We start from the raw sequence: 11,416 nt of genomic DNA, 5'->3' as shown, positions 1-11,416 counted from the left end.
GCGACCCGAGGAAGCTGCCGCCGGTTTTCCCGTGGTCGACCTCGTGCTGGTACGAACAATCTTCTTGATTGACGGTCCCAGGCCGTCTCGTCTTCAACGCATGCTCACAAGTGTCGGAGCCGGGAAACCATGAGCAGTGCCTTGGGCCGTCATATCGGTTCTCAGACCGTGTGACACCAATTGGCGGGGGTGACCAGATCTCCCGGTCAAACCCGCCAAGGCGTGGGCATATTGTTCTGTGCTTGCTGCCGGGCCGCTCTCCGTCCAGGACCGAGGTGCCAAAGGCCTGAGCCGACGCATGCCGGGCCTGCGTCGGCCTTGGTCCCCTGGTGTCCGTCCGAGTCGGAACCGACCGGGCCTTTCGCTCTAGCCGGCAGCGGGGTCGGGAATCACGATGCTTCCGTCGATAATGGCCTGCTGTGCGGCCAGTATCTCGTCGAACAGCTCTGGGTGGTCTGCGAACACGCAACCGGTCGGGCCGTCTTCGATGAACTGCGATAGGCCGACGCCGTTCTCGGCCAGCCCAAAGGACGCGAAGGTCCCGAGCTTTTCACCATTCAAGAAGCTCTCTATTGATCGATATACAACCTCATCGACCCGCTTGACGACATTCTCGATAATGTGGCCAGGCGCCTCTCCGCACTGGTTGACGTCGACGCCGAACGACAAGAAGTCAGCTTCTTGCGCCGCTTCGAACACTCCAACGTTGCCGGTTGCCGCCAGACCGTTGACGATGTCTGCCCCTTGCCCCGCCACAGTGAGAGCGAGTTCCTTGGCGGTAACGGGATCGTCGAAAGAACCCACCACGAGCGGGTCGAGGGGAGTGAGGTCGGGGTTGACCTCGAGGGCTCCGTTGTAATACGGGTCTACCCAGCGGTGCAGGTAAGGAATATCGATGGCGAGCACAGAACCGATTATGTTGGTCTCAGTCAGTCGACCGGCGATCAGACCTTCCAGATACGCGGCCTCCTGTGTTCGGAAGTCGAGGTTCAAGACGTTGGGGGCATCGACGGTGCAATCAACACATATGAACTGGAGGTCCGGATGCTCGGGCGCAACCTCTGTGAGGCTGTCGTTGAATGCGAAGGACATCAGCACGATGAGATCCCAGTCTTCCAGCACTGCTCCGCGGAGTGCGTCGCTTCGGCTGGTTGGATCGCTGGCCGCCTCGATGATTCCGGTCTCGATCCCGAAATCCGCGGCAGCCCGCTCGAGGCCACGCTTGCCGCTGCCGAAATAGGCGCTGTCACCGATGGGATTCTCGGTCAGCAGCAAGACACGGGTCTTGGCTGTCGCCGGCTGATTGCCGTCGGTAGTGGCGGTTGATGGTGCCGTGGTTGATACGGTCTCTGCAGTGCTTGCGGCGGTGGACGCAGTCTCCACGGTGTTCGTCGTGGGCTCCGCCCCCTTGCTGCCGGCGCAAGCGGTCGAGAGGACCGCCAGTACGACTACGACCGCCATGACTTTCACTAGTTGCCTTGTTGGTGCCACCAGATCTCCTTTCGCACGGGCCGCGAAGCTACCGACGGTCAGTCATGATGTCACTAACCTCGTGTGAAGGTAAGGTATACTATCTTACGGTAGGGATATCAAGTAGAGCTATTATGAGTTGGGGGCCACATGTATGGAGTGATAGGATGTATAGCGTGCCTGATTCACCACCCAGCGACATACGGGCGAGAGCTGGGCGGGGATCGATTGCGTCGTCGCGGCGTGTTCTACGCGACTATCGGCGGCTGCCTCGAGGGGCGTGCCGATGAGTAGGTACCTGGTCGAGAGCGTTGCCAACCGCCTCCGGCTGAAGGCGGCCGAGGCGGTATCCAATGAGCAGCCCTTTCCCACCGAGTCCGAACTCGTCGAGGAACTCGACGTCAGCCGTACCACCGTCCGCGAGGCGTTCTCGCGCCTGGAAGCTGAAGGAGTGGTGAAGCGACGGCACGGCACCGCGACAGCCATGAACCCGGCGGCCGTCGAGATTTCGAGTGCCCTTCCCCAGAGCGACTTTCGAGCGAGGCTCTTGGCAGCCGGCCTGGAGCCTTCAGTTCGGGTAATCGAATCAGGCCCGGTGTTGGTGGACAAGGAAGTAGCCGATCGGCTTCAGGTCGATGTGGGCCAACCTGCGCGACGCTCGATCAAGCTATGGAGCGGTGGAGAAAGACCCGTCATGGTCGAGGTCGAGACGCTGCTGCTGCCCAAATGGCCCATGACGATCAATACCGACGTGAGCGCGCCGGTCGGCGACGCTGTCAACGAGATCTACGGCGAATTGCCCCAGTGGAGGGTTGATCTCGTCGACGCGGTGCCTGCCACAGAGGCGCTCGCATCGATGCTCGAGGTCGATGTCGCGGCCCCCCTCCTTTCTTTCGATGGGGTGCTTGTCACGTCGACGGGCCAGCGCGTCGTGCATCTGCACAGCTATCACCGTCCGGGCATCATTCAACACGGCCAGGTCGTTCTCTACCCCGAACGGCCGGAGAAGCCTTGATGGCGAAGATGATCTGGATTCCTGATGGCCCACTCACCGCCTACGAAGCCGATAGCGTGAGAGTCAATGAGCTGGTGATGGACGAACAGCTCTCGGAGGCTCCCCTCGAGGAAATGGGGATATCTGAGGCCCGGCGCCGATACCGTGAAGGTGGGGGAGGGTTTCCGGCGCCGACGCATGTTGCCCAGGCCGAGCAACGGACGGTTGAAACTCGTCGCGGCCCGGCGGTTGTCCGAATCTTCGAGCCGACCGTGAGCAATGGCGCGTATCTGTTCATTCATGGCGGTGGGTGGGTGTCAGGAGCGCCCGACCTTCAAGACACACGCATGTGGCGGCTGGCGTGTGATGCCGAGGTTACGGTTGTCTGTGCAAGCTACGGGCTGGCCCCTGAACACCCATACCCGCAGGCGGTGGACGACTGTGAGAGTATCGCTCTCTGGCTTCTCGAGACGGGCAGATCCGAGCTGAACGTTGATCGACTGGTGATAGGTGGCGAGTCTTCAGGCGCCCATCTCGCCACGTTGGCGTTGCTCCGTCTCAGGGACCACCACGACGCCGCCAGGGAGTTCTGCGGCGCCAATCTACTCTATGGCCTCTACGACCTGTCGATGAGTCCAAGTTTGCGGTTGCGACCCGACGGGCATGTGCTGCCGCTGGCGACCGTGCAATTCATGATTGACAATTTTCTCGTCGACTACGTCGGCGATAGAGCGGATCCGGCTGTGTCGCCCATATACGCCGACCTGAGTGATATGCCCGACGCCCTCTTCACGGTGGGTGACCTCGACCCGCTCCTCGATGACACATTGATCATGGGTGCCCGTTGGATGGCGGCGGACAATTCGACGAGTGTGCATGTGTATCCCAGTTCCATCCACGCGTTCGACGCGTTTCCTACTCCAATGGCAGCCATCGCCACGGACACCATTGGGAGGTGGATCGCTGCGCGAGTGAAGGGACCGGTTTGACGAACACGTCTGGTCCGTTGGGGATCGAGATGCGAGACATCTCGAAGCGATTCGGCTCCACTACTGCGCTGAGTGGTGCACATTTCCGGGCACGTCGAGCTGAAATCACTGCACTTGTGGGCGAGAACGGCGCGGGCAAGTCAACACTCATGCGCATTCTTGCCGGCGTGGAACGGGCCGACGAAGGCGAGATCTTTGTTCAGGGAGAAGAAGTCGATTTCCATGGACCGAGATCTGCGGTGCGAGCGGGGATTGGCATGGTCCACCAGCACTTCATGCTGTTCGATCGCCTCACGGTTGCGGAGAACATCGTCTTCGGCGCCGAGCCCGCTCGGCACGGGTGGTACCGCAAGGGGGATGCCGAAACCGCGGTAGCCCAGCTATGTGAGAGAGTTGGGCTGCACGTCGATCCGGCAGCTCTGGTCGGAGATCTCGCCGTTGGGCAACGACAGCGGGTCGAGCTACTCAAGGTTCTCTATCGCGGCGCCGAAGTGCTGGTGCTCGACGAGCCTACTGCGGTGCTCACTCCCCAGGAGGCCGACGAACTGTTCACCGTTCTGCGGTCGTTGCGCGAATCGGGGCGGACCATCGTCTTCATCACACATCGCCTGCCCGAAGTGTTTGCGATCAGCGACGCCGCCACCGTGCTTCGCGGAGGAAGAGTTGTCGGCGAGGTCAGGACGGCCGACGTCGACGCCGAGGCGCTGATCCACATGATGGTCGGTCGCAGTCTCGGCAAGCGCGGACCTGTCGCGTCTGTCTCGCCGGGGAGCCCGGTCCTTACGGTCCAGAACCTATCCACGTCAGGAACGAATGCAGTTGCGCTGCAAGACATCAGCTTTGACATTGGAGGAGGGGAGATAGTCGGCATCGCCGGCGTGTCTGGAAACGGGCAAGAACAGTTGGTCGAGGCACTCGTGGGCCTCCGCAGGAGCCTCGGTGGCAGGATCGAGCTCTCGGGACGCGATATCACGAACACAACGGTCAAGGAACGCCGCGATCTCGGATTGGCTTTCATTCCCGAGGATCGTTTCCGGCGGGGCCTTGCCGGCGGCGAGAGCGTGCTGGATAACGTGGCCATGGGACATTTCGAGCGCCATGGCCTGAGCCGACGAGGATGGCTCGATCGAGCGGCGATGCGATCTTGGGCCGACCAAGTCGTCACGACCTTCAACGTCCGCGGTGGAGGCACGGCAGCTCGCGACTTGTCAGGAGGCAACGCCCAAAGGCTCGTCGTGGGCCGAGAACTCGAACTGGATAGTTCACTCATTATCGCGGAGCAACCAACTCGAGGTGTCGATATCGGCGCTACCGAACAAATCCGCGACGCGCTTGAAGCGCACCGCAGAGCGGGCACCTCCGTTCTGCTGATCTCGGCCGACCTGGAGGAGATAACCAAGTTGAGTCAGCGCATCCTGGTCATGTTCGATGGTCGCATAGTCGCCGAGGTGCCGAGTGGCACGGATCGATACACCATCGGTCGATACATGGCAGGTCTGGGTAGTTCGGATGGCCCAGGCGCAGAGATGGCACTCCAGTGACGCGGTCGCTCCGACTGCTTACGGTAGGTCTTGTCACGCTGGCGCTGGCGATCCTCATCGTTGCCGTGACGGGGGAGAGCCCGATGGCCACCTATCGCGCTCTGTTGTTCGAGTCACTCGGCGATGGGAAACGAATTGCCATGACGGCAGCACGGGTTCTTCCGATCTTGGGGGTTGGCGGTGCGGCCTGGCTTTCACTTCGTGCCGGGATCTTCAACATAGGCCAAGAAGGTCAACTCGCATTGGGAGGACTGACTGCAGCCGTGGTCGGTGCAGCGATAAGCCTGCCTGGAGTTGTCGCCATCCCGACGACACTTGCGGTGAGCGCTCTTGCTGGAGCACTGCTCGCAATCCTCGGTGGATACCTGGAGATCCGGTACCGCGTTCCGATCCTGATCAGCACGTTGCTGCTGAACTTCATCGCGGTCGGCGCCGTGTCGTACCTCGTCAATTTCACGTTCCAGGAAGGCGGATCCCTCGGCGGGCAAACAATTCCGGTCAGGGAATCGGTGCGCATTCCTCGCCTGGTCGCCGGTACGACACTCGGCTACGGCGTCTTCATCATCTTGGCGGTCGTGGCAGCAACTGCAGTATTGGTGAACCGGACGAGATTCGGCTATCGGCTCCGGATGATGGGTGCCAATCGCGATTTTGCTGAAGCATCCGGTATCGATATCAAAAGCACGACCTACGTCGTCCTCGGCCTTTCGGGCTCGATTGCCGCGCTGACAGGAGCGGTCGTGATCCTCGGTGTCCACTATCGCTACGCGGATGGTGTCCTCACAACTGCCGGCGTCGCGTGGACTGGCATCTTGGCGGCAATCCTTGCGGGCCGCCGAGCGTGGGTTCTCGTGTTGACGAGCGCCTTCTTCGGCATCTTGGCGTCTGGTGCCGCCGGTATCGAGCGAGCGACCAACGTACCGTTCGAATTCATAGCGATACTGCAGGCAACCATCATCTTGATGATGACGGTGCAGGTTGGCCTTGCAGCCAAGTCAAAGCCGGTTGGCTGATGGAGGCACTCCTCAATCCGGAAATCCTCTCCACGGCCGTTCGCGCCCTGGCTCCGATCCTGCTTGTCGCACTCGGCGGCTTCATCTCCGAGCGCGCGGGGATCTTCAACATCGCTCTCGAAGGCAACATGTTGATCGGCGCCTTTGCCGCGGTGTGGGGCTCATACCATTTCGAGAGCGCCTGGGCCGGCGTCGCAGTTGCAGTGATCGCGGGAGCGACGTACTCGCTACTCCTTGCCGTGATCGTTGTGAGCTTCGACGGTGACGAGTTCGTCGCAGGCGTCGCTCTCAACCTTGCCGCGATCGGCATTACGGGTTTCTTGCTGCGACTGCTCTTCGACACCCGGGGAAGCTTTGACGATCCCAGGATCCTCGGATTGCATGCGATCCGGATTCCCTTCATCGACGGTATCCCGATCCTTGGCGAGCTGTTGTCCGGCCACTCAGCCCTCATCTATCTGGCGATAGCCATGGTGCCGGCGACTCACTGGTTCCTCGAGCACCACGTCATCGGGCTACGAATACGCGGCGTAGGCATGCACCCGGACGCCGCCGAGTCGCTCGGGGTCAGTGCCACCCGTATGCGGTACCTCGCCCTTGTCCTGGCCGGCCTGCTGGCGGGTCTGGGCGGCGCCCAGCTATCCATCGGGCAGGTCACGCTCTTCACGGGAAACATGACGGCCGGACGCGGTTGGATCGCTGTGGTGATCGTGATGCTGGCCTTCGGCAGCACACTCCGGGTTCTGACGATCGGCGCGGCGTTTACGTTCATCATCGCGGCGGGACTACGTCTTCAGACCAGCGGTTTGCCCGTGCAACTTACCGCGGCGATTCCGTTTGCAGCAACCCTGCTTGCGCTCGTCATTGTCTACTCGCGCCAGCACGCCCGAGCATATTGGCTGGAATGAGACAGTAAGCCTCGAAACGGGTTGTCCTTGGCCACCGGCGGAGATCGCCGTCGGCCACCGGCGAGGACGTCAAGATGGCCCTTGACAACGCAAGAGCCCGCCGCTGCGCCGCCTCGGGAGCGACGAAAGCTCTGTCGTATGGAGCAGCAGCATCCCACAGCTCATGGATTGCTGGACGAATAGGTGCTGATTCTCGAGCGTCGGGTCGAAGAGATTGCCGATGTTCCGGTCGATCATCGGCCGCACGCCCGTGAGCTGCCGTATGTCACCCCGTTCGCAGGCGTCTTGACGGCTACGGAACGGGCTCGGATCTGTGGGCAGTCCGCCCGGAGCGAGTCGGCATCATGACGAGGGGGCGAGTTTGATGATGCCATCCGAGCCACAGGGGCGGTCCTTGGCGTATCCGAGATCCTGGTGATCGGCAGTCAGGCCGCGTACGGGTCCGTGCATGCCCATCCGTACCGGGGGAAGAAGGGGCGAGACCTGGCTGCCCCGGTCGCGCCGTGCCCTGTTGGGGCGGTGACGGCGCTAGTTCGTATCGCCGTCATCTGGATTGCAGAAACGCCCGCATTGCCGGCTCACGTTCCGGCGACGTCCAGCAACGGGTGAACGCATCGATCTCCCACTCGGCATGTCCGGGACGCCGCGACGCCGCGAACGCCTTCTTCGCTGTTTGCACGCCCATCGGAGGGAGGTCTGCGAGATCTCTCGCCAACGTTCCCGCCTCATCGAGTAGCGAGTCTGGTGAGATGAGGCGCCCGACGAGCCCGGAGCCCTCGGCCTCGGAGGCGGAGATCATGTCGCCGGTCAGGACCATGCGCTTTGCCATTCCCAGCCCCACGATTCGCTCCAGACGCGGGACGAGATCCAGCGAGGGGAAGATCCCGATCTTCACTTCCGGGGCGCCGAAGCCGGCCCGCTCGGTGGCGAGCCGGATGTCGGCGGTGAGGGCGAGAAGCAGCCCGCCGCCCACGGCCGGGCCGTCTACGGCGACGATGAACGGCTTCGAGCACCCCTCGATCGTGTCGTAGACCGCCCGGATGCCCGCGAGCTCTTGTCTGACCGTCTTGGCGGTGAGTCTCAGCATCCACTCGACGTCGAAGCCGGCGGAGAAGACCGGTCCGCGAGCGGCGAGGACGACGGCGCCGACGGTCTCGTCTGCGTCCAGCATCTCGAACGATTCGCGCAGCTCGGTGAGGGTGGTCTGGTCGAACGAGTTCCGACGCTCGGGCCGGTCGAGCCACACCCAGGTGACGGGGCCGTCGGTTTCGAGTCGAAGGGTCTCCACTATGCCCCCTCGACCTCGCTGCGCAGCTTCCTCTTGTCCACCTTGCCGAGTGAGGTCAGTGGCAAGGCTTCCCGGATGTGAACATACCGGGGGATCTTGTACTCGGCCAGGCCTTGCCGGCAGTGCACGAGGACCTCATTCGCGCTCAGCTCCGCACCCGGCTTGGGAACGATGTAGACGGATCCGACCTCGCCCATCACCGCATCGTCGGTGCCGAGGCACGCAACCAGCGCCACCTCGGGATGGTGGCTGATCTGCTCCTCGACCTCTCGCGGATAGACGTTGTAGCCGCCGGTGATGTACATCTCCTTCTTGCGATCCACGAGTGTCAGATACCCGCGATCATCGAGCCGACCGATGTCTCCGGTGTAGAACCAGCCGTCCTCGTCGACCGACGCCGCCGTCTCTTCGGGATTCTCGAAGTACTCCTTCATCACGCACGTTCCACGAATCGCGACCTCGCCCGCTTCGCCCGTCGGAAGCTCGGTGCGGCTGTCGTCCACCACCCGCAGCCCGAACTCGGGAGCGATTGCTCCCACGGTGAGCCCAATCGTTTCGGGATCGTCATCTGGTGCCGTGTATGTGACGAAACCTCCGACCTCGGTCATCCCATACCCGGTGATCACGATTGGCGCCATCTCCATCATCTGCCGCATGACAGGAGGCGGTGTGGCGGCCCCCGCCACGACCGCTGCCCGCAGCGATGACAGGTCGTAGTCGCCGTAGTTCGGGAGGTTGAGCTCCATGATGTACATCGTCGGGACCTGGCCGAGCAGCGTGACTCGCTCCTTCTGGATGATGTCGAGGGTATCGGCCGGATGGAAATGATCCCTGACGATCAATGTTGCGCCGAGCATCAGCGCAGGTATGGACAACTCCGTGGCGCCGCTCACGTGACTCAGCGGCAGATGTAGCAGGGTCCGGTCATCCTCCGTAAACCCGAGTTTCGCCGTCTCGACGGCGATGTTGTCGATGATGCTCTTGTGCGTCAGCAGCGCACCCTTGGGTTCGCCGGTAGAACCGGAGGTGAACACGATGAGCACGCCGTCGTCTTCCTCCATCTCTGCGCGGCGGGCAGCGAGGGCGGTGTCCTGGTCGGATCGGTCGGCGGCGATCAGCTCTTCGAACCGGGTGGCACCGTCCGGTGCCCCCTCACCGATCGTGATGTAGTGCTCGACGAACGGCATCGAGTCGAAGAGCGGCTCGAATCCGGCGGCCACGTCCTTGTCGCCGACACGCCCGAGCACCACCATCGCCGCAGGCCTCGTCATGTTCGCAAGCCGGGCCAGTTCCGACGGGGAGCTGAGGATGTTGAACCCGACGAGGATCGCACCGATGCGTGCCGCCGCCAGGTACGTGTACAGGTACTCGGGGCGAGTGGTCGAGATGATCCCGATCCGGTCACCACGCTGGATCCCCATCTCGAGGAAGGCCTTGGCCAAATGATCGACCCGCAGGTCGAAGGCGGCCCAGGTCACCCGTTCGTCGTTGTAGACGATCGCTTCCTTGTCCGGGACACGCTTCGCCGTCTCCGCCAGGATGTCTCCCAAGAAGTGTGCGTACGGATGGTTCACAGACATGACTTCCCCTTGTCGTCGGATCCTATGGCCTCGAGAGCGGCCATGGCCGTAGAAACCGGACCCCCCGGAACATCTCTTGCCACGGCCGGTCCAATCATCGATGTCCCTCTCTATCGTGCGGGTCCATGTGGTGTCCCGAGGGTAGTCACGGTGAGTGTCGGCAACCGTCCGGTGGGATCCTCGGAAGGAACGCACCGCGCAACCGGCACCGTGGTGGGGGGCATTCGGAACGATGACGCCAAGATCCTCCCGCCACATTCGAGCTTGTACGGATTCCGGAGCAGTCGCCTGGGACCAAACTGGTTTCGAAACCTACGACGTCAAGATCCGCTGGACGATTCGGACGATCTGGTCCTGCGTCGCCGAAGCGAGATCGGTGACGAACGGCGACACGGTGAATCCGATGCCGACGAGGGCGGCGAGGCCGACGATCTGGGTCCATCCTGTGCGGTCGGGCAGCCGCCTCGACACACCGACCACCCGACCCGACCCCGGCACACCGGGCCGCCCCGGCGCGTCGGCGAGCCCGGACGGTAGGGTGGACCCCCTGGAGGTGACCCGATGGCCCGCATCGACCCCGTGAAATGGCAGCCTCCTGCTGCTCCCGAACTCGTCGGCGTCTACGAGGTGAACAACGCCCTCGCCGACGTCGACATCTGGCCCGGCCCCGGTGTCGGCCCCGAGGACGTCGTGCTCGACGATCACGGGCATGTCTTCACCGGCATCGAAGACGGCCGAATCCTGCGCTGGGACGCCGAGTGGGGGGCACCCCAGATCCTCGCCAACACGAACGGGCGACCCCTCGGCGTGGAGCTCGACGTCGACGGCAACCTCATCATCTGTGACGCCTACCGGGGGCTCCTGCGTCTCGAACCGGACGGGACGCTCACCACGCTGGCCGACAGTTTCGAGGGCGAACGCTTCCTCGAGACGAACAACGCGTCGATCGCCGCCGACGGGACGATCTACTTCAGCGTGTCCAGCACCCGGTTCGACGTGGCGCACTACAAGCTGGATCTCATGGAGCATTCGAACACGGGGCGCCTGTTCGCCCTGCACCCCGACGGCAACCTCGAGCTGCTCCTCGACGGCCTGTACTTCTCCAACGGTGTCGCGTTGAGCGCCGACGAGTCGTTCCTGGTGGTCGCCGAGACCAGCATGTACCGGGTGTCGCGCCTCTGGCTCACCGGTGAACACAAGGGCGAGGTCGATGTCCTGATCGACAACCTGCCCGGCTTCCCCGACAACGTGTCGCAGTACGGGGACGTGTTCTGGATCGCGATCGCGAGCCCCAGGGACAAGATCCTCGACAAGCTCGGGCCCCGTCCGTGGCTGGCCAAGCTGGTGGCGGGCATGCCGGAACGCTTCCAGCCCGCCCCGTCACGTCACGCGATCGTCCTCGGTGTCGACGAGCACGGCACCGTCGTGCACAACCTGCAGGATCCCAACGGCGCCTATGCGGTCATCACCGGTGTGCGCCAATCCGGCGGGTACCTGTACTTCGGCAGCCTCGTCGAACGTGGGATCGCCCGGCTGCGCCTGCACGACGACTGAGCCGTCCGGTCGCACCCCGGGCCCCGCACCCGGTCGCACTCCGGGCCCCGCGCCCGGCTGCGCCTGCACGACGACTGAG

General features: G+C 63.1%; 10 protein-coding genes. 6 read left to right on the top strand and 4 right to left on the bottom strand.

The genetic code is table 11. From position 1 onward, the window contains the following. Positions 1-366: 366 nt before the first annotated feature. Positions 367-1,491, bottom strand: coding sequence for a BMP family ABC transporter substrate-binding protein (locus GXP34_12610; protein ID NOY56807.1), 1,125 nt, complete (start codon positions 1,489-1,491; stop codon positions 367-369). A 265-nt stretch (positions 1,492-1,756) separates the two neighbouring features. On the opposite strand from GXP34_12610, the gene GXP34_12605 reads away from it, so the two are divergent. From GXP34_12605 to GXP34_12585, 5 genes are read left to right on the top strand one after another with little or no spacing between them, the layout of a single operon-like run. Beyond that, complete coding sequence (locus GXP34_12605) at positions 1,757-2,485, top strand: GntR family transcriptional regulator (GenBank protein ID NOY56806.1); 729 nt, start codon at positions 1,757-1,759, stop codon at positions 2,483-2,485. Further along, positions 2,485-3,453 (top strand): alpha/beta hydrolase, encoded by a 969-nt coding sequence (locus tag GXP34_12600; protein ID NOY56805.1) that lies wholly within the window; start codon positions 2,485-2,487, stop codon positions 3,451-3,453. Before GXP34_12605 ends, GXP34_12600 begins: the two co-directional genes overlap by 1 nt. Next, entirely contained in the window at positions 3,420-4,994 is a 1,575-nt protein-coding gene (locus GXP34_12595; protein NOY56804.1) for an ABC transporter ATP-binding protein, read from the top strand. Before GXP34_12600 ends, GXP34_12595 begins: the two co-directional genes overlap by 34 nt. Further along, entirely contained in the window at positions 4,991-6,007 is a 1,017-nt protein-coding gene (locus GXP34_12590; protein ID NOY56803.1) for an ABC transporter permease, read from the top strand. The genes GXP34_12595 and GXP34_12590 overlap by 4 nt, the downstream gene beginning before the upstream one ends. Further along, entirely contained in the window at positions 6,007-6,915 is a 909-nt protein-coding gene (locus GXP34_12585; protein ID NOY56802.1) for an ABC transporter permease, read from the top strand. Before GXP34_12590 ends, GXP34_12585 begins: the two co-directional genes overlap by 1 nt. 544 nt (positions 6,916-7,459) lie before the next feature. On the opposite strand, the gene GXP34_12580 is transcribed toward GXP34_12585, so the two are convergent. From GXP34_12580 to GXP34_12570, 3 genes are all read right to left on the bottom strand, one after another. Further along, positions 7,460-8,203, bottom strand: coding sequence for an enoyl-CoA hydratase/isomerase family protein (locus GXP34_12580; protein NOY56801.1), 744 nt, complete (start codon positions 8,201-8,203; stop codon positions 7,460-7,462). Further along, a complete protein-coding gene (locus tag GXP34_12575; protein ID NOY56800.1) occupies positions 8,203-9,783 on the bottom strand; it encodes an AMP-binding protein in 1,581 nt (526 codons plus the stop codon). The genes GXP34_12580 and GXP34_12575 overlap by 1 nt, the downstream gene beginning before the upstream one ends. Before the next feature lie 312 nt (positions 9,784-10,095). Continuing rightward, the gene (locus GXP34_12570) at positions 10,096-10,374 is read right to left on the bottom strand and encodes a Na+/H+ antiporter NhaA (protein ID NOY56799.1); all 279 of its coding nucleotides are present in this window, start codon (positions 10,372-10,374) and stop codon (positions 10,096-10,098) included. Here GXP34_12570 and GXP34_12565 point away from each other — a divergent pair. After that, a complete protein-coding gene (locus GXP34_12565; GenBank protein ID NOY56798.1) occupies positions 10,345-11,337 on the top strand; it encodes an SMP-30/gluconolactonase/LRE family protein in 993 nt (330 codons plus the stop codon). The two genes, GXP34_12570 and GXP34_12565, sit on opposite strands and share 30 nt — an antisense overlap. Positions 11,338-11,416: the final 79 nt, after the last annotated feature.

It is taken from the genome of Actinomycetota bacterium, assembly GCA_013152275.1.
In the GTDB taxonomy this organism is placed as follows: Bacteria; Actinomycetota; Acidimicrobiia; order Spongiisociales; family UBA4744; genus BMS3Bbin01.
The sequence above is the reverse complement of the archived record's forward strand: the minus strand, read 5'-3'. Positions and strand labels throughout refer to the sequence as shown.

Excerpts from the sequence above, each read along its gene's own strand:
- GXP34_12605 (NOY56806.1), top strand. The coding sequence starts at position 1,757 with ATGAGTAGGTACCTGGTCGAGAGCGTTGCCAACCGCCTCCGGCTGAAG.
- GXP34_12600 (NOY56805.1), top strand. The coding sequence starts at position 2,485 with ATGGCGAAGATGATCTGGATTCCTGATGGCCCACTCACCGCCTACGAA.
- GXP34_12585 (NOY56802.1), top strand. The coding sequence starts at position 6,007 with ATGGAGGCACTCCTCAATCCGGAAATCCTCTCCACGGCCGTTCGCGCC.
- GXP34_12575 (NOY56800.1), bottom strand. The coding sequence starts at position 9,783 with ATGTCTGTGAACCATCCGTACGCACACTTCTTGGGAGACATCCTGGCG.
- GXP34_12565 (NOY56798.1), top strand. The coding sequence starts at position 10,345 with ATGGCCCGCATCGACCCCGTGAAATGGCAGCCTCCTGCTGCTCCCGAA.